General features: G+C 56.5%; 20 protein-coding genes and 1 tRNA gene. 17 read left to right on the top strand and 4 right to left on the bottom strand.

From position 1 onward, the window contains the following. Positions 1 to 63: 63 nt before the first annotated feature. The gene (locus OZX64_RS07905; RefSeq protein WP_277172494.1) at positions 64 to 2,328 is read right to left on the bottom strand and encodes an alpha-1,4-glucan--maltose-1-phosphate maltosyltransferase; all 2,265 of its coding nucleotides are present in this window, start codon (positions 2,326 to 2,328) and stop codon (positions 64 to 66) included. Positions 2,329 to 2,628: 300 nt separating this feature from the next. On the opposite strand from OZX64_RS07905, the gene OZX64_RS07900 reads away from it, so the two are divergent. The 3 genes from OZX64_RS07900 (at position 2,629) to OZX64_RS07890 (ending at position 10,409) form a co-directional block, all read left to right on the top strand. Next, entirely contained in the window at positions 2,629 to 3,711 is a 1,083-nt protein-coding gene (locus tag OZX64_RS07900) for a hypothetical protein (RefSeq protein ID WP_277172491.1), read from the top strand. A 187-nt stretch (positions 3,712 to 3,898) separates the two neighbouring features. Next, the gene (locus OZX64_RS07895) at positions 3,899 to 9,325 is read left to right on the top strand and encodes an LPXTG cell wall anchor domain-containing protein (RefSeq protein WP_277172489.1); all 5,427 of its coding nucleotides are present in this window, start codon (positions 3,899 to 3,901) and stop codon (positions 9,323 to 9,325) included. An 889-nt stretch (positions 9,326 to 10,214) separates the two neighbouring features. Then, complete coding sequence (locus tag OZX64_RS07890; protein ID WP_277172488.1) at positions 10,215 to 10,409, top strand: hypothetical protein; 195 nt, start codon at positions 10,215 to 10,217, stop codon at positions 10,407 to 10,409. Between the two features lie 2 nt (positions 10,410 to 10,411). On the opposite strand, the gene OZX64_RS07885 is transcribed toward OZX64_RS07890, so the two are convergent. Continuing rightward, entirely contained in the window at positions 10,412 to 10,591 is a 180-nt protein-coding gene (locus OZX64_RS07885) for a hypothetical protein (RefSeq protein WP_277172487.1), read from the bottom strand. A 164-nt stretch (positions 10,592 to 10,755) separates the two neighbouring features. Here OZX64_RS07885 and OZX64_RS07880 point away from each other — a divergent pair, with 164 nt between their 5' ends. Beyond that, complete coding sequence (locus OZX64_RS07880) at positions 10,756 to 10,911, top strand: helix-turn-helix domain-containing protein (protein WP_277175027.1); 156 nt, start codon at positions 10,756 to 10,758, stop codon at positions 10,909 to 10,911. Here OZX64_RS07880 and OZX64_RS07875 read toward each other — a convergent pair. Continuing rightward, a tRNA-Met gene (locus OZX64_RS07875) sits at positions 10,868 to 10,944 on the bottom strand. The genes OZX64_RS07880 and OZX64_RS07875 overlap by 44 nt on opposite strands. A 169-nt stretch (positions 10,945 to 11,113) precedes the next feature. Between OZX64_RS07875 and metA the strand changes: the two genes are divergently transcribed. From metA to nucS, 10 genes are all read left to right on the top strand, one after another. Next, positions 11,114 to 12,160: a homoserine O-succinyltransferase gene (gene metA, locus OZX64_RS07870; RefSeq protein WP_277172486.1), complete on the top strand. Its 1,047-nt coding sequence runs from the start codon at positions 11,114 to 11,116 to the stop codon at positions 12,158 to 12,160. 288 nt (positions 12,161 to 12,448) lie between these two features. Continuing rightward, on the top strand, positions 12,449 to 13,264 hold the full coding sequence (gene atpB, locus OZX64_RS07865) for a F0F1 ATP synthase subunit A (RefSeq protein WP_277172485.1): 816 nt from the start codon (positions 12,449 to 12,451) through the stop codon (positions 13,262 to 13,264). A gap of 146 nt (positions 13,265 to 13,410) precedes the next feature. Next, complete coding sequence (gene atpE, locus OZX64_RS07860; RefSeq protein WP_277146158.1) at positions 13,411 to 13,638, top strand: ATP synthase F0 subunit C; 228 nt, start codon at positions 13,411 to 13,413, stop codon at positions 13,636 to 13,638. A 61-nt stretch (positions 13,639 to 13,699) separates the two neighbouring features. Next, positions 13,700 to 14,233 carry a F0F1 ATP synthase subunit B gene (locus tag OZX64_RS07855; RefSeq protein WP_277172484.1) on the top strand — a complete coding sequence of 178 codons (534 nt, stop codon included), beginning with the start codon at positions 13,700 to 13,702 and terminating at the stop codon, positions 14,231 to 14,233. A 78-nt stretch (positions 14,234 to 14,311) separates the two neighbouring features. Beyond that, positions 14,312 to 15,139, top strand: coding sequence for a F0F1 ATP synthase subunit delta (locus OZX64_RS07850; RefSeq protein WP_277156817.1), 828 nt, complete (start codon positions 14,312 to 14,314; stop codon positions 15,137 to 15,139). Between the two features lie 94 nt (positions 15,140 to 15,233). Further along, complete coding sequence (gene atpA, locus OZX64_RS07845) at positions 15,234 to 16,862, top strand: F0F1 ATP synthase subunit alpha (protein ID WP_277156818.1); 1,629 nt, start codon at positions 15,234 to 15,236, stop codon at positions 16,860 to 16,862. A 3-nt stretch (positions 16,863 to 16,865) separates the two neighbouring features. Beyond that, on the top strand, positions 16,866 to 17,870 hold the full coding sequence (locus OZX64_RS07840) for a F0F1 ATP synthase subunit gamma (RefSeq protein ID WP_277156819.1): 1,005 nt from the start codon (positions 16,866 to 16,868) through the stop codon (positions 17,868 to 17,870). Between the two features lie 8 nt (positions 17,871 to 17,878). Beyond that, positions 17,879 to 19,372: a F0F1 ATP synthase subunit beta gene (atpD, locus tag OZX64_RS07835; protein ID WP_277156820.1), complete on the top strand. Its 1,494-nt coding sequence runs from the start codon at positions 17,879 to 17,881 to the stop codon at positions 19,370 to 19,372. Further along, the gene (locus OZX64_RS07830; protein ID WP_277156821.1) at positions 19,372 to 19,665 is read left to right on the top strand and encodes a F0F1 ATP synthase subunit epsilon; all 294 of its coding nucleotides are present in this window, start codon (positions 19,372 to 19,374) and stop codon (positions 19,663 to 19,665) included. The genes atpD and OZX64_RS07830 overlap by 1 nt, the downstream gene beginning before the upstream one ends. Before the next feature lie 148 nt (positions 19,666 to 19,813). After that, positions 19,814 to 20,686 (top strand): endonuclease NucS, encoded by an 873-nt coding sequence (gene nucS, locus OZX64_RS07825; RefSeq protein WP_348519408.1) that lies wholly within the window; start codon positions 19,814 to 19,816, stop codon positions 20,684 to 20,686. Between the two features lie 365 nt (positions 20,687 to 21,051). Here nucS and OZX64_RS07820 read toward each other — a convergent pair whose 3' ends face one another. Then, on the bottom strand, positions 21,052 to 22,017 hold the full coding sequence (locus OZX64_RS07820) for an FKBP-type peptidyl-prolyl cis-trans isomerase (RefSeq protein WP_277156823.1): 966 nt from the start codon (positions 22,015 to 22,017) through the stop codon (positions 21,052 to 21,054). Between the two features lie 307 nt (positions 22,018 to 22,324). On the opposite strand from OZX64_RS07820, the gene OZX64_RS07815 reads away from it, so the two are divergent. The 3 genes from OZX64_RS07815 to OZX64_RS07805 all read left to right on the top strand — a co-directional run bounded on the left by OZX64_RS07815 (position 22,325) and on the right by OZX64_RS07805 (position 26,691). Further along, on the top strand, positions 22,325 to 24,355 hold the full coding sequence (locus OZX64_RS07815; RefSeq protein WP_277172482.1) for a hypothetical protein: 2,031 nt from the start codon (positions 22,325 to 22,327) through the stop codon (positions 24,353 to 24,355). Continuing rightward, complete coding sequence (locus OZX64_RS07810) at positions 24,352 to 25,359, top strand: hypothetical protein (RefSeq protein WP_277156825.1); 1,008 nt, start codon at positions 24,352 to 24,354, stop codon at positions 25,357 to 25,359. The genes OZX64_RS07815 and OZX64_RS07810 overlap by 4 nt, the downstream gene beginning before the upstream one ends. Positions 25,360 to 25,725: 366 nt before the next feature. Next, positions 25,726 to 26,691, top strand: a complete 966-nt coding sequence (locus OZX64_RS07805; protein ID WP_277172480.1) for a tetratricopeptide repeat protein — start codon at positions 25,726 to 25,728, stop codon at positions 26,689 to 26,691. Positions 26,692 to 26,942 lie beyond the last annotated feature (251 nt).

Below are 26,942 nucleotides of genomic sequence, written 5' to 3'. Positions count from 1 at the left end.
CGGCATCGGATGGATGGCGTGGCCGGTCTTTCTTCCGTCTGGGTTTCCGATTCCGGTCCGTCCTTACTTGTTTCCGGTGACACGGAAAACATAGGCTGGGCGTTGCGCGGGGTCGAGGGTGACTTTGTTGTTGCTGGACCAGGTGAAGCTGTCGCCGCCAAGTTCGTCGTGGACATCGAAGGTGTGATCGCGAGGGAGGCCGAGCAATGCCGGATCGAAGTTGACCTCCGAGGTGTGGGCGGCCTTGCAGTCGAGGTTCACCACAACGATGAGGGTGTCGCCGGGTTCTATGGTTTCTGTGCCGTCGTTCGCCGGGCCGGTGCCGTGGGCATCGGTGATGGCAGCCTGATGGCGGATGACGGTATGGTTTTCGGTATTCGGCGTTTCGGTACCGTTATCGTGGTGATCGGCGGTCCCTTTGTCGCCTTCACGTATGTTGTTGATGCAGGTGCCTGCCGGAATATGACGGGCGAAAGCCACGACGTTCGGGTCGCTGGTCCACAGCATGATCAAATCGTGATAGCTGCGGCAGGAGGGATGAGCTCGGCGGATGCGGTTGAGGTCGGTGAGCAAAGTGGCGATGCCGTATGTATCCGCTTTGTTCCAATCGCGCACCTTGATCTCGTACTTCTCGTTGTCCGCCTGTTCCTCGCGTCCCTCTTGCTGATGGTTCTCCACCAGCTCATAGCCGTTGTAGATGCCCCATGAAGGCGAGCCCAAGGCGGCCAACACCGCGCGAACTTTGTGGCCAGCCGGCCCGTTGTCGCGCAGATAGTCGGTCAGGATATCAGGCGTGGTGGGCCAGAAGGTGTTGTGCTGGTAGTAGGCCTCGTCGCTGTTGGTGGTCTGCAGGTATTCGCTCACCTCGTCCTTGGTGTTTCGCCAAGGGAAGTAGCTGTGCGACTGGGTGAAGCCCGCGAGGCTCAGCGCGCGCATGATGGCCGGACGGGTGAAGGCCTCGGCGAGGAACAGAATTTCGGGGTGCCTGCGTTGCACGGCCTCGATGACGTCCTGCCAGAAACGTACCGGCTTGGTGTGCGGGTTGTCGATACGGAATATCGTAACGCCCGCCGCAATCCACAGGTCCATGATGCGTTCGGTCTCGTGTTCGATGCCCGGCATGTCGATGTCGAAATCGATGGGGTAGATGTCCTGATATTTCTTCGGCGGATTCTCGGCAAAGGCGATGGTGCCGTCAGGTTTGTGTCGGAACCAGTTCGGATGTTCCGTTACCCACGGGTGGTCGGGCGAGCATTGCAGCGCGAAGTCGAGCGCGATTTCCAGACCCAACTTGTGTGCGTAGGCGCAGAACGCCTTGAAATCGTCCATGGTGCCGAGCAGCGGGTCGACCGTATCGTGCCCGCCGAGCGACGAGCCGATGCCGAAGGGTGAGCCCGGGTCGTTTGGCCCTGCGACCAGAGCGTTGTTGCGACCTTTGCGGTTGGTAACGCCGATGGGGAAGATCGGCGGCAGATAGACCACGTCGAAGCCCTCGGCCTTGGCGCGGTCGAGTCCGGACAGCGCTGTTTTGAGCGTGCCTTGGACGATTTCGCCGGTTTCAGGATTCCTCGTTGCGCCCTCTGAACGCGGGAAGAACTGGTACCACGCGGTGAAGCTCGATTCGGGGCGTTCGACCTTGAATCGTTGCGGTGCGCTCGCGGTCAGGCCTTCACGTAGTGGGTTTGCGAGATGCAGCGCCTCGATGGCAGGATTGTCGGCGGCGGAAATCCGCTTTGTGGTCTCCAGAGATTCATCGGCGAGCTGTTCGGCTGCTTTGCGCAAGATGTTTTGTTGGGAACCGTTGAGTTTTGCGTTCCTGTCTTCAGCCCATCGTGAGAAAAGCTGCGAGCCGGAAATCAGTGCATTTTCTGCGTCATCGTTGACGTCAACCTTGATGCGGGCGTCGGCCAGCCAAGAGGCATATGCATCTTCCCAGCCCTCGATGGTGACACTCCACTCGCCGAGTTGTCTGCGAAGTGTATCGAAATCCTTGTCCCAGGGATTGAGATCGCTCGGTTGACCGGCGCAAAGATTGGTTTTCCAAAGGTCGAGGCCAGGATTGATACAGATCATCCTGACTTGCTGTCTGATGTTGCCATTCGGGTCGCGCAGCACTGCTGTGGCGCCTGTATGGCTGCGGCCTTCGATGAAAATCTGCGCGGTGACAGTGAACATCTCACCGAGTTCGACGCGCGCCGGGTATAGGTTTCGTTGCTCGCTAGGCGTGACGGAGAGAATGACTATCCTTCCGAATTGGCCTGGGTCGGTAACAGGGAAGCTGGGTGTGGCCGGCTCGCTGAATTCCCGGTTGGTTGCATTGACTGCCATAATCGCTCCCACTTCGTTGTTGTTGTCGGTGAATTGTTCCGTATGGTTCATTGTAAAGGTTGGTTTGATGATGTCGGACAATTTTGAGCAAAATGATAGGATTTGTGTATAACTATTTTTTCGTATGACAAAATAGTTGATAAGCATGTGGACGAATCAGGCAAAGATGCCCTGTAAACGGCGAAATGTGGATAGTGGAAATCAAGTTATCCACAACACGCCGAGACCCCGATCATTCGACCACAGTGCCTGAAAACAACGCGGAAATTTGCGCAACTGTGCAACGATGGCAGTATCCGCTTGCAAAGAGAAAGTGAAACGACAATGAATGACGAAACAAATTTGGAACCAACCGTTGACGAACACGGGGAAGAAGGTATTCCTCCTCCAGATCGTGCAGGCGCCCGTGTGACATTGCCGCCTGATGAGAATGGCAAATTGCATGATGGCGGTGTGGGTTCGGATAAGGCTGAATGGCCATTCTTCAAGCAGCGGACTCTATGGATTGTCGTCGCTGCGGTGGCGGTTATCGTTGTTACCGGTGTTGTGGGCGGTGTGGCATGGAACCAGCATGCCAAGGATCAAGCGCTTTCAAGTTGTCGGCAATATGCCGGGCAGGTTCGAGAGCTTGTCAAAACTCCTCTCGGCAAGAACGTGGTTGAGGCGGAGAAGGTGAGCGAGAAGGATGTTGCTGATGGCGAGAGCTGGAAAGTGCTGCACCGCGATCAAAAGAAACTTACCGATCTGACGCAAAAGGGCGTGCCTGTTTGCGATGCTACTTCGCGCTCGGCTGCGCAGAAGCAGGAAAGTGTTGCTGCTGCGTCGCTGAAATCGTTGAAGTCGGCGCGTGCAGCTGTGACGAAGTCGGCGAAAAAGGTGTTGGCGAGTCGTGAGGCGAAAACGCTGAAGGATACGCAGAGTGCACTGGCGGCGAAAGCAGCGCAAGCGAAGCAGCTGTTGGATTCATCGGCCGGCACCGTGGCCGATGATGCGACGCGTAGGGCGCTCTCCCAGCAGATTGATACCGCAAATGGACTGCTTGGCAACAAACAATCGAAACTCGCTGATTTGCAGCAGACCTCGCAGGCGCTTGACAGTGCGATGAACAGCGTCAACGCGAGTGCGCAGGCGAAGGCCGCAGCCGATGCCGAGGCCGCCCAAGCTGCGGCGAAAGCTCAGGCTGAAGCTGCTCGGAAGCGGTCTGCGGGGCGTTCGAAGTCGGGTGGTGCGAATCGTGGTGGATCGTCAGGCTCCGGGTCGCAGGGCCGTGCAACGTCTGTTCCTCAAATACATGGTTTTGTTGATGGTGGTTTTGGACCAGACTATGTTCCAGGCGGTCATGACAATGGTCCGGTCTGTTTTGGACCGAATGATTGTGGCTGATTCTTAAGATTTGTCGTTTCCCCCGCTATGAATCTTGGCGGATTGAACGGGGGTTGCGGCTCCATTAATTTGGAAGAGAGCTCTAGCGAGTCCTCTTCCTCCATCCTACCGAATGGAGGGTAAAGAAATGAAAGATAATTGTTTACAATTTAGGCATTTAAGGCGTCTGGCATCCAGTGGTATTGGTGTGCTGGTCGCGTTGTCGATGCTTACACCCGGAGTAGCCAATGCTGGTATGGGCATCGGCGGTGGTGGTGTAGATGGAGGGGGTAGTGTCGGCCCTAGCTCTGATGCCTTGTGGCTTAAAGACGATAACACGTATTCCGGCACTCCGGCACAAGGCTGGGGCGAAGACTCGATTACCTATGCCTTGAGCCAGATTCATAGTCACTTTGCTGTGTCGAACCCCGGAACTCCGGTGGGCAACGATTTCGACGGTAGAGTCAAGCCGGTTTGTCGCAATGCGATTAGCAATGCCATCGCAGATGTCAGTGACGGTCCCGCAACCCAGGCGCGTGTGGTCGGGGTAATGATGGCGGTGGCGGCAACCCCTTCACTGGCAGGCGGCAACAAAATCAACTTATGGGGGACGAACGGTACGGATTTCATGAACCGGTTCCATGCTGACTGGGACGCGGCGAATCCTTCCGGAAGCCTGGTTGGTTGGGATTCGGGATGGCTTGCGCGAGGCAAGTCCATGTTCGAGGCTGGTATCAACGCGCAGGCGGCGGCAACTCCGGCCGGCGTACAGGTGGTGTGCTTGGCGGTCAACAACCAGCAGCCGCCACGCAATTACGATCTTGGCCTGACTTCCAGCCAACAGATGCCAGCTGGCGTCGTGGTCGGTGCCACGAACAGTGTGTATGACGTCATCCACGCCAACCGCAACGGGTCATCGATTGCGGAGGATGTGAATGCGGATGTGACGTTGCACTACGCTGGCCAGCCCGACGGATATGTGTCAGCCAAACAGTCAAGAAAGACCGGTGGAATCCATAACAATGGTGATTCCGCATCGCCGTCGTTTTCGCCCTCTGATTTGGGTATGAGCCATTGGCAGGAGGGTCGGTACTGGTTCGATGTGAATGTGGGCAAACAAGGCAGGATGAGCGCAGCCGCTTCCCATCAGGGATCGGCTGATGCCTCCGAGCAATGGAGCATCGCTTCATCGGCTCCTCCGGCACCGACAAAGAACGTTCAGCAAGGTACGAGCGTGGACGGTATGGCCAATACGACGACTATTGAATCCAATACGGGTCGTGGCGGCTATGAGATGCATTTTAAGGATGTGATTTCGCCCAACGGCATTGATTATGACATTTCTGATATGAAAGTCACTGATGCGACTGCGGGTTCGAATGAGTCGAACCAGTTTGCAATGAATTGGGACAAGGGTGCGAACACGGTGACAGCCGATCGTTCCAAGAGTAAGGGGGAATTGCCCATTGACCATGTCTTCCTATTCACATTCAAGGTGACGGTGCACAATCCGAACGTGAATACCGTGGGAGACGTTGCCTCGGTGGCGTGGAATCACAAGCCTTTCGTGGGAACCGCCCATTACCGGTTCCCGACACGAAACCCGAATCCGGACAAGGCATGGACCACCAATCCCAATGAAGCACTGGCCACAGCAGACCCGAACCACACAAACCAGGTGGGTTCTGACGGCAGAACGTTCGTGCCCGGTGACCGGGTATCCAGTGTGGTCAACGGTATGTTGCCGAAGGATCTAGTAGAAGACCTTTCCCGGTATTCGTTGACCGATGATTGGTCGGATGCCTCGCGTTATGTAGATTTTCCCAATGAAAATGCCAAAGTGTATGTGAATGGCATCGAGCGCACTGCTGATTTCGACATCACCACAGCAGGCTTCAAGACAACCGCTGTTGCCCGTCGCTCGATTCTCTCCGGTAGCGCACACCAGAGCAAGGACCGTGAGGTAAAGCTGGTGCTTGACGGCAGTTTCAAGTTGGAGACAACGGCCAACGAAGCGGTGTCGATGAACAATTCCGGAGCGGAACAATTCAACGGGCAGAGCGTTGAGACCAACAGACCGGCAGTGCTCGTGCGCAGTCCGAATCCCGACAAAGCATGGGTCAAGGATATGCACGAAGCGTTGAATACCGCGGACGAAAGGCATACCAATGATGTAGCCGCCGACAACAGGACCTATGTGACCGGCGACGATGCGGTTGTCGTCGTCAACGGGACTTTGCCCAAGAACCTGGCCAAGGATTTGAGTGAGTATGCCATCGCAGATGATTGGTCGGAAGCTGCCCGGTATGTGGATTTTCCAAACAATCGGGTCAGAGTGTACGTGGATGGCGTGGAACATACCGGAGACTTCGATATTGCCACCAGCGGTCACATCACCACGGCGAGCGCAAAGCCGTCGATACTTGATGACAGCGGCAAGCAGGCGCAGGACCGTAAGGTGAAAATGGTGCTGAGCGGAACCATGCTCAAAGATGTGGACGCGCATGCCACGGCGACCGTCATCAACAAAGGCAGCGAACGTTGGAACGCGAAGAGCGCAGCCACGAACACCCCGCAGATTCACGTCTGGAGTCCGAACCCCGATAAGAGCTGGGTGCGGCTTGATGCCAACGGCAAGTGGGAACTGGTCGTGGACCCGAGCAAGAGCAACGCGACCGGTGCCGACAACCTCACCTTCCTTGACGGTGATCGGTTGGGGGCGGTTATCAATCTTCCGGTCACCGATCCGCATGCATTGGAATACGGTGTCAGCCGGCTTTCGTTGAGCGATGACTATGGAAAGGCCGATTACCTTGTCGATCCAGAGACTCTTTCCAAGGTACACGTTTATATGGCACCCGCCTCTTCGAGCAGCGAATCCAGTGTTGAGGCGATCAATAATCTCGTCGGTTCCGATGTCACCGAAAACTTTGCCATCTCTCAGCAAGGCACAAGGATTACGGCCACGGCCAAACCAGACTGGCTTGCGACGTTCTCGCGCCACGACGGCCCTGTCCAGATTACGATGTTCATACCGTTCCTGGCGAATTATGCCAATGGCAAGGGGGCCGCGAAAGTGCGCGAGGATTTCGGTAAAAATCCTGGTGACGAGCTTGCCTTCGGCACTGATCCCAACGGTTCTGATTTGCTAAATATTGGTTCGATCCGCGTCAATAGGCAGGGCAAAGACACCAATCTGCCGAAAATTTGCGGTTACATACCGGCTGTGAAGAAGGACGTGGTCAGTGAAGCCTCGCAAGGTGGCGATCAGGATTCCGTGGACGGCAAGGTGGTGTATCCCGGTCAGAAGGTCGAATACGATTTGGACGCCCAACTGCAATTGCCTTCTTTGGCCTATCCGGTGAAGACCATTGTGTTCACCGACCGTTATGATCGTTACCTCAAGCCCGACAAACAGACGCTCGAGCTTATGGACCTCAACAGCGGCCGCATGGTCCCCAAGTCGAAATACGCAACCAAGTGGGATGACGACGTTCATGAAGTGGCGGTGCGCATCACGGATATCGCTCTTATCTCGCAATGGCAGTCCGGAGGCACGCCACGTTTGCAGCTGCGATTCGAGGGAACCGTCTCCAATGATGCTCCGGCGGATCATAAGGTCGGCAATAAGTGGATGCTCACCTTGAACAATTCTGTGACTCCAAGCAATGAAGTGTTCAACGTTCCGCCTACCTTGAACCCGGTCAAGCACGATTTTCAGAGTTCAAAGCAGGGCGATCCCACCGTATCCATCGACGGGAGAACGTTGTTGCTTGGAGACTGCGGCAACTATGTCATTGACCTTGATGCCACGCAGACTGGGCAGGCCTATAACGTATGGAAACTCGGTGTCGTCGATGACTTTGACGAAGAATATCTCCAGGTCGATCCTACGGGCATTGTGGTCAGTGGCGATGATGGGAAGGACTACACCGGAAGATTCAACATCGGCATCCGCGACGGTGTTCTTTATGCTTTCGCTCGTCAGGTCGATACGTTCGTAGCGGCAACGGCGGTCACGCTGAAAGGCGACCCGCAGCCCGAAGATCTTCAGGCATACGCCGCCGATGATAGGCATGACCCGCTTTCCGATCCGGCAATCGACCAGTCATTGCTTGGCCAGTACTATCACATCGTGATGCCGTACAAAGTGCGGAAGGTCAGCGATGGGTATGTTGTGAAAAACAAGGCCATCCAGATTGAAAACACCATACGCAGGCAGACCAATGAGGTGAGCAATCCGCTCAAGCCCATCAATCCCAGCAAAGACGTGGTTGTCCGCGTCGGCGGTGAATCCGTGAGCGGTTCCAGCGTCTACAAGGACAGCGCGTTCCTCTATCAGTTGGATAGCTCCGTACTGCCGGCGAACCGAGCCTATCCCGAAGTCAATGAATGGAATATCGTCGACGATCTTAACCCGGATTACGATCAGTACACCGGTCAATGGGCCGTCTACGCGACGCGGGATCTGCGTGGCTCGGATGGCAACGTAATCGCCCACGAAGGTGAGAGGATCGCGGGCAACGGATTCGAGGCGATCGGTAAATTCGGCAGCGATCTGTTTACTCTTGTGGCCGATGATGGCGGTATTTCGCTTCGCGATTCCGCGGCCGGCGTTTCCAAACAAGTCGGGCATATGCGGATTACCGTAACCGCAACGCAATCCTATCGTCAACTCGTTTCGCGTGATATTGCGCACGAGCAAGGGTGGCGTGCCTATATCCAGGTGAAACGGATGAAGCCGACCGACCGTCATGAAAACAAGTTCACCGAGACCCTTAACGGTCGGGTGAACGAGTCCAATGTCGTGTGGACCCGAACGCCGGAGCTTGTTCCTTCGCTGCATATCGAAAAATGGGACAAGTCCAGTGGCTGGTCCGCAGGCGACCGTGACGATCCAAATGATGCGCTCAACGTGCAAGGAGACACCGAAATCGTCTTCACCATCACCAACACCAGTGACGACGAGGGCGGGCATGGAGCGTTGTTCAAGGCCAGCGACCTGAACATCAGTGACACGACTCTTGCCGGCGATGGTGCAGTGACCGGTTTCAGATATCCGGACGGATGGTCAAGCCTGGTGCTCAAACCTGGAGAGCATGTCGATGTGGTCGGCACGTTGAAAGACGTCACGGCAAGGCATATGGATCGGGCGAAAGTCACCGGTATTCCACTTGTCGATTATCAGGGTACCGATACGGACCCTTGGTCGCAAGGTTCGGAAAGCAAGCAGGATGATAGTGAGAGCACTCATCACGATGATGAAGACTCCTCTGCATCGGGATCCGAAGCCGGTGAAGCGAGCGGCACAGGTGAGCCCTCAGGCTCTGCTGCTTCCGGTGGACTTACCGGTGATAAGTCTGATGACGCTACCGCAGCGCTTCCGAATCCTGACGATGCGGTGGGAATGCAGACTGTCGATATCGGAGGCCGAACCATGAGCATGATGCAGCCCGTGGCTTCCAATCTTGACGATTGGAACGGCGTACGTAAGGTTGCTCAGCCGGCTTCTGTTCCTCTGGCCCTCAGCGGTGCGCCCATCGCCTTGCTGTTGCTTGTCGCAGGTGCGTTCCTCTTTGGCGCAATCCTGTTGGAAGCGCTGAAGCGAGACCGGTATCACCCTCGTCACCGGTGATGGGAGACGTTGATATTCCTGGCTCGGGGTTTCTGCATACTGCAAGCTCCGAGCCTTGATTTCGCGGATTTTCGGATTCGGCAGCCATCTGGCCCGCGTTCAAGAGTATCTGTCGAAAACCGCAGATTTCCTTGGGCTCAGCCGAAGTATTTACTGATGGCTGCATTGTTCGAAAGAGTTATTCGACTAGTCGAAAATAATCGGATAATCGTAGAAAAATACAGAAACTGATATGTATATGCATAATCAATATGCAGTCTAGGGAATTGGTAGCGGGGTCAGGGCGTGAATCTGAGATCTATGAGGTGACCCACGACCTGTGTCTCGTTTTCAGGCTGCTGGGTCATGAGCCATGGAAGCAATGGAGCGTTATGTCGCCATGCCGGATTCTCGACTGAGGGTTGCTCCGGGCGAGGTGTCCATAAGTCTCTTGGGGCCCTTGTCTAAGAGCGGAATCCAATGGCGAATCTTCATGTTTCTGCGTGTCGGACTGGAATTAATCTCTTAAAACTGTTGTGATATTAAGGCTAACAAGAAAGGAGAAAGCATGAAGATCTTGGAGTGGATTAAGGCCGTTAACGGCATGGCCGTTCCCACCGCTCCGTTGGCGCGGCGTGTCTTTCGGTGATGAAGTTCATCGACGGCTACCGCCTCAAGAAGTGAGATGTGGGGTTCCGAATAAACCAAGTATCCAGAACCTCACTCTTTCCACGATACTTCATGAAAAACCATATGAACAACGATAGAAAAATACGTGGCTGGGTTTCACTTGTGCTTGGCGTGGTAGGCCTAATTTGCAGTTTCGGCAGGGTGCCATGGGCTGGTGGCCTTTTCGGTCTGTCGGCGGGCATCCTCGGCCTTGACCTCGGATTGACCGGCGGTGGCAAGGATGACTGAACACTATCTGTCGGCGGCTGATGTGGCCCGTGAGCTTGGCATCAGCCGCAGCGCATTGGCCACCTATCGTATGCCCGAGCCTGATGTGATAGTGGGCAGGTCGCGCGGCTGGAAGCCCCAGACGATCGCCGAATGGCAGGCCGCAAGGCCGGGCCATGGCGGTCGCCCGAGGAAGACGGGCGCCTGACTTCAGCCCCGCCTCCGGCTGACGCTGACGGGGTTGTAGGCCACGCCGAAGCCTCCCATGAGGATTCCGCCGCTTGCTGTGATGGCGGCGGTGGAATCGTCCTTCAGGGTGACGATGACGGCGATGACGCTGAGGGCCAGGCCGAGGACGTAGACGGCGGTTCGCGTCTTGTCGCCGAACACCGGCGTGTAGGGTTTCGCGTGTTTCGGGTTCGTGGGTGTCCCGGACAGGCTGCGCGAGCCCGGCGTCGAGCGATATGCCGGTATTGCTCGTTACTTTGAGCCTCACGGTGGTCCCGATGCTCTCAATGCCATTGGTGCTGTTGAACTCGGATTGAGAGGCTTGGGTGTTTGGCGTTCATCCTCCTGCGATTTCGCGGAAGATGCTTGGCAAAACTGATTGGAACCTTAGGGATATAGCAAAGGCCGCACATTTCTTCAATGTACGGCCCGAGAAACTGGTAGCGGGGTCAGGATTTGAACCTGAGACCTCTGGGTTATGAGCCCAGCGAGCTACCGAACTGCTCCACCCCGCGACGGCTGTTTAAGACAGCAGTTATCTACATTACGGATAATGACGCAAATGTCAAATCTTCGGCGAGTTTTTTGCTGTCAGGGCAGAAATCCGCCGCGTTGATGGCAAATGACGTGTGGTAGAACGAACGGTTCTTGTCGTGAGGGGAGATTTGCGGCCATAATGGAACCATGCCTATCAAGATTGCCAGTGGACTGCCTGCGCGTGAAATACTCGAGAGCGAACGGATCTTCGCCATCGAAAAGCCTGAAGCGGAACGGCAGAAAATCCGTCCCCTCAAGTTGGTCATTCTCAACCTCATGCCCAAGAAAATCGAGACGGAAACGCAGTTGCTGCGCCTGGTTTCCAAGTCCCCGCTGCAGGTCGACATCGATTTCATGAAGACCTCGACCCATGAGTCCACTCACGTCAGCGCCGATCACCTGCTCAAGTTCTATGAGAACTTCGACTCGTTCAAAGACAATTATTATGACGGCTTGGTGGTCACGGGCGCGCCGGTGGAGCAGCTGGATTTCGCACAGGTCGATTACTGGGACGAGTTGAAGCAGATTCTCGATTGGGCGCAGACCCATGTTTTCTCGACGATGTATCTGTGTTGGGGCGCGATGGCCGGCCTCAACTACCGTTACGGGATCCGCAAGCAAAATTTCAGGGAAAAGCTTTTCGGCGTGTTCCCGCAATATCTGCAGGATGAGTATTGCTTCATCACCAACGGATTCGACGAGATTTCGCTGCAGCCGCATTCGCGTGTCGCCGGTATGAACGAGGACGATATCGCGAAGAATCCAGACCTGCAGGTGCTCACCTGGGGGCCACAGGCCGGCTCGGGACTCATCGCGGCACGCGATTTTTCCGAGGTCTTCGTGCTCGGTCACTGGGAATACGGCAAATACACGTTGCGTGACGAATACGAGCGCGACAAGGCCAAAGGCCTGACGAACGTGCCCTTCCCGGCCAACTACTTCCCACACGACGACCCCACGATGGAACCGCTGTTCTCGTGGCGGGCCCATGCGAATCTGCTTTGGCGCAACTGGCTCAACTGGGTCTACGAAACCACGCCGTACGATCTCAAAGAGGTTCCCGAACTTCGCGCAGAGAAGAAATTGGGTACCGACCGCTCCATTCGGCACGAGCCCGGTGCTCCGCGTAACGATTGTTTCAAACCGCTTGAAAATGACGGATATGGCCTTATCCCGGATACGACAAAAAAGTGAGATATGCGACATATGTTGTTTATTGGTGTTGATACTTATCTATGAATGCTAATATCGAAATTAAATTGTGACGATATTTACATTTTTCGGGTAAACGACGTACAATCGTCAGCGGCCATTCGGAGTTGAGGGTCGTGCCGGATGCGTCAAGCCCCCGCATGATTCTCGTCGCTGGAAAACCAAAAGAAGTGGAATTGTCGCCAATTCGCGCTGAATCGCGGAATGACGTATTTTCATTTCCTTTAGATGGAATAGACTGGTAGCCTCAAGATAAATCGGGGAGGGCACATGATCGAAGCTGTTGGCGCGAATATGGTGTTGGCGTCGGCGTCCGGTGCGGATTTGCCGGGTGTCAACGACTTCCTGCCTCCGGAAATCCTTTTCCAGGGCACGCCATTTGCTATCAATCGCATCATTCTCATCCGCATCGTCGCTACGATTCTCTTGCTCATCATTTTGGGCCTGACCGCGGCCCGTGCCAAGCTCATTCCCGGCCGTTGGCAGGGTCTGATCGAATTCGGCATGGACTTCGTACGCAACAGCGTGGTCTACGAGACCATGGGCGAGTTGCGTGGCAAGCGTTACGTGCCGATGATCACCACTCTGTTCTTCACGATTTTCTTCTTCAACCTTTTCGGTGTCATCCCCGGGGCCAACATGGCCGCGACGGCCACCATCACCATGCCGTTGGTCTTTGCCATCTGGGTATTGGTGCAGTATTGGGTCACTGCGTGCCGTGAAAAGGGACTTTGGGGCTACATCCGCGATGAATGCTTCACCCCCGGAGTGCCGTGGCCGGTCTACATCCTTCTGGCTCCGATTCAGCTGCTCGAGTTGGTCATCATCCGCCCGGCGTCGCTGACGATTCGACTTTTCGCCAACATGATTTCCGGCCACCTTACGGTCGCTACCTGCCTGGCGTTCGCCCAGTTCTGGATGATCGAGTCCGCCAACAAGATGGTCGGCATTCCCGTGGGCGCCGCATGGTTCCTCGGTGGCATCGTAATGACGCTTTTCGAAGTGTTCGTAGCGTTCCTGCAGGCTTACGTCTTCTCGATTCTTGCAACGGTCTATATCAACCTGAGTTATCCGGAGGCCGAATAATCAACGAATCCCGCATAAAGCAACATCGCGCTTCCGCCTAAACGGCGACGCCCAATACGAACAATAATTTTTTACAATTGAACAAAGCAGTAACCAAAGTTGTACCGGTTTTTTTAATGCCGACACGGCACTGGAAAGGAAAACAAATGGATATCATCACTCTCGCAGCGGTTTCTGGCAACCTGAGCGTTATCGGCTACGGTCTGGCGACATTGGGTCCTGGCCTCGGTCTGGGCATTCTCTTCGGCAAGGCCATGGAGTCCACGGCACGTCAGCCCGAAGTCAGCGGCAAGATCCAGATGATCATGTTCATCGGCTTGGCACTGGTCGAGGTTCTCGGCCTGCTCGGCTTCGTCGCCGCTCTGGTGCTCTGAACAAGAAAACCAGCAACAAGCGAAAACGAATGACACAAACGAACGATGAAAGGAGATCACGATGACATTTGCTGCCTCGAAAGGTATCAACCTGTTTATTCCGAAGGTCTATGACATCGTATGGTCCCTGATCATTCTTGCCATAGTCGCCGTGTTCTTCTACAAATTCTTCATGCCGAAGTTCAACGCCATTTTCGACGAACGTGCCGAAAAGATCGAAGGCAACATCGCCAAGGCCAAAAAAGCCAAGGAAGATGCGGACTTGGCCAAGAAAAAGTATGAGGACCAACTCAACCATGCCCGTGTCGATGCCTCCAAGATCACCGACAACGCCCGCGGCGAAGCGACGAAGATCATTTCCGACGCCCACACCCGTGCGGACAAGGAAGCCGAGCAGATCACCGCGAACGCCCAGCGTTCGATAGCCTCGCAGCAACAGCAGGCGATGGTGACGCTGAAGAGCGAGGTCGGCACATTGGCCACGGCTCTCGCCGGCAAGATTCTGGGCGCCAAGCTCGAGGACAGCGACGTGCAGACCAACATGCTCGACGGCATGATTGACGATCTCGACAAGAAAACAGACAGTACGAAGTGATATGTTCCGTCAGCCATCGGAATATGTTGCGGCATATGGATTTGAAACAGGATTCATCCAAAGAAGGTGAGGTGAGCAATGCGAGGAGAAGCGTCACTCAGCGCTGATCGCACTTCGCGTGATTCCCTGGCTCCGAAATTGAAGGACAAGGGGGAGGGCGCGTGGCGAATCGGCGAGGAGCTGTTCGTCGTTACCAATCTGCTCGACCACGATGCACAGGTGGAGCGTTCACTTACCGACCCTTCCCGGCCCACTGCCGACAAGCAGGCACTTGTCAAGGCTATTCTTGCCGATCAGGCTGATCCTTTGACGGTGGAGATTCTCGATGACCTGGTCTCGCGCAATTGGAGCCGGGTTCGTGATATCGCCAACGCCGTTGAGGATTTCGCCGTCGACGGAATGATGTATTACGCTGATGCGACCGACAGCACGCTTGCGGTCTCCATCGAATTGGCGGAAATGCGTTCCGCGTTGCTCAAGATGTCGGTGCTGCGTTCCAAGCTTTCCGACGAATTTGCACCGGCCAAGGCGCGTCTGGACCTTTTGCACGCGGTTTTCGCCGATTCGAAGCTCAACAAGGTGACCATGAGATTGGCCGAACATGCCGTTGCCAATCCGCGTCATCGTCGCTTCCTGGTGACTCTTGAGTGGCTTATCGCCAAATTCACCCATCATATGGGCGAATCGATGGTCACCGTCACCACGGCCACGCCGTTGAACAAGACCCAGATCAAGCGGCTCGCCGCAATCTACTCGGCCAGGCTTGGCCGTCCGGTGCATATCAATTCATCGGTCGACCCCTCGGTTTTGGGCGGGATGCGCGTGCAGATCGGGGCGGACGTCACGGACAACACCGTTGCCGCCCAGCTGTTGCAGCTACGCCGAAAAGTGAGTACGGAGATGTGAGCTGTACGCCGGACATCGAGAAAACAACAAGGTGCTTCAAACGGCACCTGTACCAAGACTTATCAGTCAACAAATTAATCAATAAGGAGTGATCATGGCAGAACTTACCATTGATCCTGCGAGTGTGCGAAAGGCCCTCGACGATTTCGTCGATTCGTACAAGCCCAGTGACACTCCCACCCAAGAGGTGGGGTTTGTCGCGACGGCCGGCGATGGCATCGCGCATGTAACGGGACTGCCTGGTTGCATGGCCAACGAGCTGCTGACGTTCGAAGACGGCACGCTCGGTCTGGCTTTCAACCTTGATCCCCGCGAGATCGGCGTGGTTATCCTCGGCGACTTCGCAGGTGTCGAGGAAGGCCAGGAGGTACGGCGCACCGGAGAGGTGCTTTCCGTGCCGGTCGGCGACGGCTACCTCGGGCGTACGGTTGACCCTCTGGGCAAACCGATCGATGGCTTGGGTGAAATCAAAAGCGAAGGCCGCAGGATTCTCGAGGCGCAGGCCCCGGATGTGATGCATCGTCAACCCGTTGTGGAACCGCTTTCCACGGGGTTGAAGGCCATTGACGCGATGACACCGATCGGCCGTGGTCAGCGCCAGCTCATCATCGGCGACCGCCAGACCGGCAAGACGGCCATCGCGATCGATGCGATTTTGAACCAGAAGAGCAACTGGGAGAGCGGTGACCCGAAGAAGCAGGTACGCTGCATCTATGTGGCCGTCGGCCAGAAAGGCTCCACCATCGCCTCCGTGCGTCAGAGCCTTGAAGAGGCCGGTGCCATGGAATACACCACCATCGTGGCCAGCCCGGCTTCCGATTCCGCAGGTTTCAAGTACATTGCCCCCTACACCGGCTCGGCCATCGGCCAGCACTGGATGTATCACGGCAAGCACGTCCTCATCGTCTTCGACGATCTGTCGAAGCAGGCCGAGGCCTACCGTTCGATTTCCCTGCTGCTGCGTCGCCCGCCGGGGCGTGAGGCCTACCCGGGAGACGTCTTCTATCTGCATTCCCGTCTGCTCGAACGTTGCGCCAAGCTCTCCGACGACCTTGGTGGCGGCTCGATGACCGGTCTGCCGATTGTGGAGACGAAGGCGAACGACGTGTCCGCCTACATCCCGACGAACGTCATTTCCATCACCGACGGCCAGATCTTCCTGCAGTCCGACCTGTTCAATGCCAACCAGCGCCCCGCAGTGGACGTCGGCATCTCGGTCTCCCGCGTCGGTGGCGCGGCCCAGACCAAGGCATTGAAAAAGGTTTCCGGCACGCTGAAGATTTCGCTGGCGCAGTACCGTTCGTTGCAGTCCTTCGCGATGTTCGCCTCCGATCTGGATGCGGCTTCCAAGGCGCAGCTGACGCGTGGCGCGCGCCTGACCGAGCTCTTGAAGCAGCCGCAGTTCTCTCCGTATTCGATGGAGCAGGAGGTCGTCTCCGTGTGGGCCGGCACCCACGGCAAGCTCGATGATCTGGAAATCGTCGACGTGCTGCCTTTCGAGCACGGTCTGTTGGATTATCTCGAGCACAACACCGACATCCTCAAGACGATTCGTGACACCGAGAACTTCACCGCTGACACGGAGAAGGCTCTGGATGCGGCTGTCGAGAAATACCGTGAGAACTATGTGACCAAGGCCGGCAAGCCTTTGGTCGTAAAGTCGCCGGTCGCCACCACTCCTACCAAGATTGAGCAGGAAAAGATTGTGGCGGGTGATAAGTAACCCATGGCTTCGCAACTCGGATTGAAATCACGCATCACCTCCACCACGTCGTTGGGCAAGATCTTCAACGCACAGGAGATGATCGCTTCTTCGCATATCGCCAAGGCTCGTACTGTGGCGCTCAACGCGAAGCCATATAGCGACGCGATTTTCGATGCCGTCCAGGCGCTGGCCGCACATACCGATATCGATCATCCGATTGTCAAGTCTACGGAACACAACCCTCGGGTCGCCGTTCTCGCCTTGACGTCGGATCGCGGTATGGCCGGTGCCTATACCTCGTCGATCATCCGCGAGACGGAATCGTTGCTCGCTCGCCTCGACGAAGCGGGCAAGCAACCTCTGCTGTACGTTTATGGCCGTCGTGGAGTCTCCTATTACCAATACCGCAATCGCCAGATCGCGGCGACGTGGGAAGGCAACACCGATCAGCCGGGCGCGGATACCGCCAGGGAAATCGCCAACCGGCTGTTGGACGACTATATGAAAACGGCTGCGCAGGGCGGTGTTTCCGAGCTGTATATCGTCTTCACGGAATTTGTGAACATGGTGGTGCAGAAGGTTCGTGTGCTGCGCATGCTGCCGGTCGAACTGGTCAGAAGCGACGATCGCAAGCCTGATGCCAATGCCGCGGCTCAACCCGCCGATGACGTTAAGTCCGGAAACGGGCAGGCCGATTCTTCGGCGGCTACGGAAGCCGGGGATGTGACATCGGTGGCGAAAAGCGATCAGCTGTCGCCGCTCTATACGTTTGAGCCGAACGTCGACAAGGTCCTGGATGCGATTCTGCCGAAGTACGTGCAGTCGCGTATCCATGAATGCCTGTTGACCGCGGCCGCCTCCGAGACGGCATGCCGACAGAACGCCATGCACACCGCGACCGACAACGCCAACAACCTGATCGATACCCTTACGCACCAGCTCAATGCTTCGCGTCAGGCTTCGATCACCCAGGAACTTACTGAGATAATCAGCAGCGCAGATGCGCTGAACAAAGAGGAAGAGTAGGAACGCTTATGGCACAAAACGAGTCAACGGCTCAGTCCAGCGCGACCTCCGCCGACAAGGCGAACGATCTGAATGCCGGACGTGTGACGCGCGTCCAGGGTTCGGTGATCGACGCCGAGTTTCCGGCGGGGCACCTGCCCGACATCTACAATGCCCTGAAAGTCAAGATCGGCAACGAGGGAGACACCGAAGGCGAGACCGTCAAGGAGATCACCCTTGAGGTCGAGCAGCAGATCGGTGATTCCACGGTGCGTGCCGTCGCTTTGAAGCCTACCGATGGCCTCGTGCGCGGTGCGACGGTCACCGATACGGGCGGCCCCATCGAGGTGCCGGTCGGCGACGTGACCAAGGGACATGTATTCGATGTCACGGGCAATATCCTGAACGCAAAGCCCGACGAGCATATCGAGATCAAGCAGCGGTGGTCCATCCACCGCAATCCGCCGGCCTTCGACCAGCTCGAGAGCCGCACCAAGATGTTCGAAACTGGCATCAAGGTCATCGATTTGCTGACCCCGTACGTCGAGGGCGGCAAGATCGGCCTCTTCGGCGGCGCAGGCGTCGGCAAGACCGTGCTGATTCAGGAGATGATTCAGCGTGTGGCGCAGAACCACGGCGGTGTCTCCGTATTCGCAGGCGTCGGCGAACGTACCCGCGAGGGCAACGACCTGATTGGCGAGATGGGCGACGCAGGCGTCTTGGAGAAGACCGCGTTGGTCTTCGGCCAGATGGATGAGCCCCCGGGGACGCGTCTTCGTGTGCCGCTGACCGCTCTGACGATGGCCGAGTACTTCCGCGACGTCGAGAACCAGGACGTGTTGCTCTTCATCGACAACATCTTCCGCTTCACGCAGGCGGGGAGCGAGGTCTCCACGCTGCTCGGGCGCATGCCGTCCGCCGTGGGCTATCAGCCGAATCTGGCCGATGAGATGGGCTCACTGCAGGAGCGCATCACCTCGACCCGTGGCCACTCGATCACCTCGTTGCAGGCCATCTACGTGCCTGCCGACGATTACACCGATCCGGCCCCGGCCACTACCTTCGCCCATTTGGATGCGACCACCGAGCTCTCTCGTGACATCGCTTCCCAGGGCATCTACCCGGCCGTCGACCCGCTGTCGTCCACCTCGCGAATCCTCGATCCGCGCTACGTGGGCCAGGAACACTACGACACCGCGAACCGCGTCAAGGCGATTCTGCAGCGCAACAAGGAACTTCAGGACATCATCGCCCTGATCGGCATCGACGAGCTCGGTGAGGAAGACAAGACCACCGTCAACCGCGCCCGTAAGATCCAGCAGTTCCTGGGCCAGAACTTCTATGTCGCGAAGAAATTCACCGGCTTGGAAGGCTCCTATGTCAAGGCTGACGAGACGGTCGAGGCGTTCAAGCGCATCTGCGACGGCAAGTATGACGACGTGCCCGAGCAGGCGTTCAGCGGCATCGGCGGTATCGATGACCTCGAGCACAAGTGGCACGACATGCAGAAGGAATATGCGTGATGGCTGGCTCCACGATGAAGGTGAATATCGTCGCTTCCGACCGTCCCTTGTGGAGCGGCGTCGCGAAGTCCGTTTCCATCCCCGCCAGCGAGGGTGGTATGGGTCTTCTGCCCGACCACGAGCCGATTCTGACGGTTATCGACAAGGGCACGGTTTCGGCCATTGACGTTGACGGCAACCGTCACAGCTTCGAGGTGACCGACGGATTCGCGTCGTTCGATTCCAACTCTCTGACCGTCGCCGTGGAAACCGGCGTGGACACCAAGAAGGATCCGACGGCAACCAACGACTGATTGGCCAATGGGCTGTTTGTCGGCAACTTTCGTCAATAAAGTGGAGACATCGATACATTCGATGCCTCCACTTTTGTATGTGATTGATACATCGGTAATTATTACATACAAAAATGTACTGCATTATGCTGCGAATTATCATGACTGAGTGTTTGAGGTATTTTCGCCCAGAGGCTCGGGTAAGGTAGCCAACGTGCGAATTATTGTTGCTGACTGCTCTGCCGTCTATTCCGGGCGCCTCAACGCCTCATTGCCCATGGCCAAGCGTGTGCTCATGATCAAGGCCGACCAGAGCCTGCTGATCTTTTCCGAGCTCGGTTCCTACAAGCCGCTCAACTGGATGGCCGCGCCTTGCAGCATCCGTGAGGTGACCCCGGAAAGCGAAGTCGATGACGAGGAAGGAAACGCTTCGGCTGCGCCAAAAGAAGCGACTGAAACCGCGGCGGATGCGGGTGAGGGCGCTGGTGGAGATAGCGTTTCGCAAACCGCCGTCGAAGCGAATATAGACATCGATATAGCTGCCGAACCATTGCCCGAAAAGGTCTTTCGTGTCGCCTCGCAGAAATCGACCGACGTCCTAGAAGTGACGGTGCAGCACGTCTATTCCGACGAGACCTACGATTTGGGGGAGGACCCGGGGCTCATCAAGGACGGCGTGGAAGATCATCTTCAGTATTATCTGGCGGCTCAGATCGAGCGGATCGGCAAGGGCGCGAAACTGGTGCGCCGCGAATTTCCTACGCCCGTCGGCCCGGTCGATATCATGGCCATCGACGGCAACGGCCAGCACGTAGCCATCGAAATCAAGCGTCATGGCGGTATCGATGGTGTCGAACAGCTCACTCGTTACGTAAAACTGCTCAACAAAGATCCGTTGCTCGCCCCGGTCCGCGGTATGTTCGCCGCCCAGACCATCACCCCGCAGGCTCGTGTCCTGGCCACCGAGCGCGGTTTTGATTGCCTTATCCTCGATTACGAGGACATGAAGGGCACCGATGACGACAGTCTGCGCTTGTTCTGAGGTTGGGTATCAAAGTTGAGCGTCCGTTCAGCCTGTATGCTCTCTATACATCATGGGTTTGCGGCTTTGTAGGTTGCGAATGCCGCAAACCCATGATAGGGAAGCTGCTTATTCTGGGTTTGCGGTATTGCCAGCCGTGAATGCCGCAAACCCATGATGAAGAAGTGGAAACATAGCCGATTTGAGTACGGTCGGTGACGAAGAAAAACAAAGCCTGGTGTCATCGCATTTGAGAGATGACACCAGGCTTTGTTTTTTTTGAGATGTGACGTTTTGCCTGCCTACTTCAGCGAATGCTGGCGATATTGTGCACCGGCAAGGCTATCATCCGCTGAAGCAAGAATTCGAACAGGATCGCTTTATCTTTACTGCTGGCCTTGCATTTGCCCGTAATCGTAGAGTATATCGACCACGAAGTAGAGCGTCGAATTGGCGGGAATCTTGGCCTGTGCGGTCTTGCCGTAACCCAAATCCGGGGGAACGACCAACAGCACCTGCGAGCCGACCGTCTGTCCGGCAAGGCCCTTCTTCCAACCATCGACGACCTGCTGCAGCGAGAATTGCGAGGACTTGCCGCGATCCCACGAGGAATCGAACTTCGACGGCTTGCCGTCCTTGTCCATCACCCAGCCGGTGTAATGCGCATCGATGGTGTCGGTGGCGGCCACCTTCTTGCCCTTGCCCTTGATCAGCGGCTGGACGACGAGGTCGTTGCCTGGTTTGTAACCGTTGAAATCGATGGAAGGTGCACCTTTTTCACCGAGCGTCACTTTCGGCAGGTTCGCGGGAACGTCCGTCACCTTGGTGCCTTCGGCCCGCGTTATCGGCTTGGATTGCGAGACGAGGGTGATCGCCATGATGTATGAGGTGCTGTTCTTGTTGTGGTCATTGATGCCGAAAGCGACGGTCGAGTTGATCTTCTGGTCTTTGAGCACGTTGTAATAGGTTTTGCCCGTACCGTCCTCGTTCATCACCATCGAGCAGTCGGGTGTGTTCTTCTCCCAGGTGCTCATCATCTCGCTGCCGTCCTTGGCGTTCAATGCGATGCCCTGGATGCAGACATGATTGTTTTTTTGAATGGCCGGGCCGTTGCCTTTTTGCAGCACGACATAGGAATTGTTGACCACGCTCATCGGGGTATGGAAGGTGATTTTCGGCTTTTTGCCAAGCGCACCGGTTGCCTTGACGCCGGCCATCTGTGTGCCGGCAGAGGTGTCTGAGGATTTGCTGTTGCCGCTGTTTGATTCGCAAGCTGCCAAGCCGAATGACAGGGCGATGGCGCAGGTTGCGGCGAGAATGCGGCCGAAAGTTCGGGTGTGTTTGTTGCTCATGGCTCACCACATTAGCCCTGAACCTTGATTTAGCGCATAGTCGGAGATGGCTGAGCGGATATCGCTGGCTGGCTGATGGTGATTGGCCGTGGTGGAGATGTGATTTATTCTGTATCCGTCCCTGCGATGCAGAGTAAATCACAGAATTCGGCTCAAAAGTGTGATTTGCTTTGTATCCGTCGTGAGCTTACAGAGTAAATCACAGAATCGGGCCTAAAAGTGTGATTTACTCTGTATGCAATGATGTAATACTGTGATAATCGTTCACAGAATTCTATCGGATAGACCTTGTAGAATATAAGGCAATATGACTTCAGAACAGGATAAAAAGACTAAACACAACGCAAAGCCGACTAAACACGCGGTGATCATGCGTGGCGTTGTCGCGCCGATTTTCGGCCTTCTCGCGGTGTTGTTCATCGTCTTGGGCGCCTTGAACATGACGGTTTGGAAACCTGCGCGTGAGGTCAGTGCGACCACCTCGATCTCCGGAGCCCGTTACGTTGTCACCGATTCCGGGATGTTGAACCTACTCGCCAAATCCGTCAATATAGAAGTGAGCGCTCACGGCGACCGGGCACAGGCCTCAGCCAAATCCGATAAAGCCCAAGCAACAAAGTCCCATAAAACCAAAACAGCAAAATCCGCAGCCCAGACTTGCGTGGCCTTGGGCAACGCCAAAGACGCCACCGGCTGGATCGCCGGTCAGCAATACGTACGAGTGACCGGTCTGGATGATTGGAAGAGGCTCTCCACCAAAACCGCTATGGGGCCCAAGATCGAGACCGTGGCAGGCGGCGACGAGATCGCTTTCAAGAATTCGGATATGTGGACGAGCGTGAAGTGCGGCGATTCCGCGATGAAGCTGAACCTCAATGACGTGAGAAGCGATCAGGTGATGGTCGTCGACATGGGCGCGTCTGCGAGGAAATCGGCGCGGCCGAGCGTCACCATCACCATGCATTGGTTGCGCGATCGTGTTCCCAATCATGCGGTGCCGTTCTTCGTCGCGTCCGGCGTGTGCGTGGTGCTGACCATATTATCCGCCTCGCTTTTCGCGATCATGGCCAACGAATCGTTCAAGCGCAAGCGTGCGAAGCGTCGTGAGAGGCGCAAGAAGGCGAAGGCCGAAGAAGTTTCGATTTCCGAGGCGATGACCGGAAGCATCGCCGTGCTCCGCAGAAGTCTGGTGCACTCGAGCCATAACCATCGTCCGTCTCATAAGATTCGTCCTTCTGCTGTTGCGGCTTCGGGCGAATCGTCGGCAGCCGAAGGCAGCGCAGGCGTGGTGTCGGGCGAGGGTTCTTCGCTCTCCGCTTCCACGGACAGCGGACTTTCGGACGCGGATGCGTCGGCTCCCAGCATTATCGATCCGACCAGGCGCAATCTTGTGGCGGACATGCAGATGCAGAATGATAGTGATGATGGCACTGGCGTCAATGACAATGATGAAAGTGCCGACAACGCCGGCAACACTGAAAGTACCGACAACGCTGAAAGTACCGGCAACACTGAAAGTACCGACAACGACGAAAATACCGACAACGCTGACAATGCTGCTGATGACACTGAAAAAGCCTCCGCTGACAACAGTGTTGCCGATACCGTTCAAGACGATCGTATGGCCGGCGATTCCGAACAGGACGAGGCTTCGGCTTTGCGGTCCGGCTCTATCGACGAAGTGGACGAAAGCCTGACGGGTGAAACCGAAACGGCTCAGACGCAGGGATCTGCGGATTCCGGCGACATGGCGGCGGGGACAGGTACGGTTTCCAGTACCGGTTCTGAGCATACTGAAGATGTCAATATTGATGAAAATCATCATAACGTGAGTCATTCAGGGCGGCATTGCGGCAAACCGGAACAGGAATCCGAATCGGATGCCACTGCGTCGTCGGCTTCGGTAGGTAGGCATTCGCGGCATGCCGCGGCCAGCCATGCAGGTAACGACGGTCTCGGCAACCGTCATGATGCCGATAACCTTGACCGCGACGACAACGCCGATAATGATGAGGGACAAGCCGTCGATTTCAGGGCAGCCAACGTGTCCGTGTCGCTTCAGCAGCCCGAGGGCGATACCGAATCCGACGGCAACGCGCAGGATGATGCTCGCAACAGCGAGGGACGCACGGCTTCGAGCGCCGACGAGTTGATTGACGAAAGTCATGCGCAAGCCGAAACAACGGTGATTTCAGCCGATGACCTCCGTGATTATTTCGCCCGTCTATCTTCGGAAACGTCGACTGAAGACACGGACAGCGATGCTGACACCGCTCACGTCGAGTCGGATCAGGCCGGCAAAACAACAGAAGCGAATGGGGACGAAAAGAACGCATGAGTACGAAGAAACTGTTGAGAGCATTGACCGCCGTGGCGATCGCTGCAGCCACTCTGGTCGGCGTTGCCGCGTGCGGCGAGCGGCCCCCGAAGCCGCAGGGGGCCGAATCGTCGACCCAGACACCGGATATCACCGAAGCGCAGGAAAAGGCGATACGCAAGGCGACGCTGGACGTTCTTGACGCTTCGGACAACGCCAAAAGCCCGGACGGACTATCGGCGCGGGTGACCGGCCCGGCCCTTGAAGTGCGTACCAGCGAGCTGTCGATTGCCCAGGCAACCGGTGCGATCGATCCCAAGGCCACTATTCCGAAGGACATCGCTCAGACGATCATTCCCACCCAGTCGGGTTGGCCGCGTTCGGTGTTCTCGATCACCACCACGACCCAGGACCAGCAGTCCAAGCGGCTTTTGGTGATGACGCAGCGTAGCCCGCGAACCAATTACAAACTGTGGGGCGTGGTGAGACTCTTCCAGGGCGCGAAGCTTCCGGAATTCGCCATCCCCTCGATCGGTGCCAATATGGGGACGCCGGATGATTCCGGATTGTCGATGACCCCGCAACAGGCGGTGGATGAGTATGCGGACGTTTTGACGCACGGGCAGCAGAGCAAGTTCGCGTCGAAATTCAACAACGATTATTTCCGTGACGATCTTGACAAATTGTCCGCAACGGTCCAGCAGGGCATGGAACGCAACCATGGCACGCAGACTCAGGCTTTCATGCCGATTAAAAACGGAATCGCGGTGATGCGTTCAAGCGAAGGCGGCGACCTGGTGGTCTCGCAGATCAATTCGGAATGGACACGCATCGCCGGTGAGGGCCGTGAATCGCAGCCTGCCAGCGACGCGGAGCGCGCGTTATTCGGCCAAGGCAAGGCCACCGGCACCATGAAGGTGACGTATGTCAACATTCTGGCTTTTTATGTTCCTCCAGCCAAATCGGGTAAAAAGGTGGTCGCGGTAGGCGCCGAACGTCAGCCGATCAAGGTCGAAGCGCTCTAGATTTTCGTCTTCGCTTTCGGATCCGTTGCTGTTTTCTGCCTCTAACCCTGCCGTAACCGGGCTATTTTCAAGGGTTAGGGGCATTGGTGTGTGTTCTCTGCCTCTAACCCCGGGGCAACGCTATGTTGCTGGAGGGTTAGAGGCAGGATTGATGGCTAACTGCCTTCAACCCTCGACTTGGGTGCCTGATCACGCGAGAGATGTCCATATATTTTGTTGGTAACGAGGCTTGTGTATTGGGGTCCGCCGTCAGGCGAAGCGGTGTCCTGCGGGTCGGGCGACAGGTAGATTAGACTTGTGCTTATATGCATATCGGGCAGATAGCGATTCCTGTGTCGAGCCGACGCAGCAAGAAAGAAGGCACTTTTGGCAGCAGCAAATAAGCCCCAGACGAATCCGGGCATTTCCTTGGCGGGCGCGGTCGATTTGAGTTCGATTAAGCATCAGGTGCAGTCTGAACCGGGCCAGGCAGGCGGCGCACCGAGCGCGGGTGGTTATGTCATCGACGTTACCGAGTCCACATTCCAGGCTGTATTACAGACTTCCGCCACCTATCCGGTGGTGCTCTTGCTGTGGATTTCCACCGACGATCGCCTGTTTGCCATGGCCAAGAAGCTCGGGGATACCGTCAATGCCATGAAGGGCCAGCTGCAACTTGCCCGCATCGACATCAATGCGGAGCCGGGTATCGCCCAAGCCTTCCAGATCAAGGGTGCGCCGGCGTTGTTCGCGCTTATCGGCGGGCGGCCCATGCCGATTCTCGAGGGGCTGCCGAGTAGCGAGGAACTGACGCAGATCACCGACACCCTGCTGCCGCAGATCGTGCAGTTGGCCCAGAAGGCCGGGGTTACCGGAACGGCGCCGTATTCTGGCGATCCTGACGCCGATGCCGGCGGGGAGGCGGATGAAGCCGAGCAGGTCCCGCCTGAGCACCAGCAGGCCCACCAACTTGCGGCCGATGGCGACTATGCCGGTGCCGCTGAGGCCTATGCGCAGGTGCTCGAGGCGAACCCCAACGACACGTTGGCCGCCCGTGAGCGTTCCAAGGCTCTGTTGCTGGCGCGTTCCGGCAGCGCCGACGTGCGTGAGGTCCGTGCTGCCGCAGCCGATCACCCCGACGATGTCGAGGCGCAGCTTGCCGTCGCCGATATCGATATGATTGGCGGCCAGATCGGGGATGCCTTCTCGCGTCTGCTTGATTTCCTCGCCGCTGGTCACAAGGCCGACTTGGAACCGGTGCGCAAGCGTCTGCTCGAGTACTTCGTCATTCCCGAGCCCGACGATCCGCGACTCAGGGCCGCTCGCCGTCGTCTTTCGACGCTGATGTACTGAGGCGAAAGTTTCCTGCGTTTTCGCCTGTATGGCAAACGGTGCGATTCCCGGCAGCGGCTCAATGCTCAGCCGGGATCGTGCCGTTTTCTGTTTGGCTGGTCCTATGGCCGAGGATTGTTCTTGTATAAGTGCGCTTTTCTGACACTGGCGTCAAAAAAATACATCTGAGCCGGGGTAAGGTGCATGTTTGTGACGCTGCTGTCAAAAAAGTGCGATTTGGGTGCTGTAGAATGCACTTTTCTGACGCTATT

It is taken from the genome of Bifidobacterium sp. ESL0704 (assembly GCF_029392075.1).
GTDB lineage: Bacteria > Actinomycetota > Actinomycetes > Actinomycetales > Bifidobacteriaceae > Bifidobacterium.
This window is presented reverse-complemented; position numbering and strand designations above follow the sequence as displayed.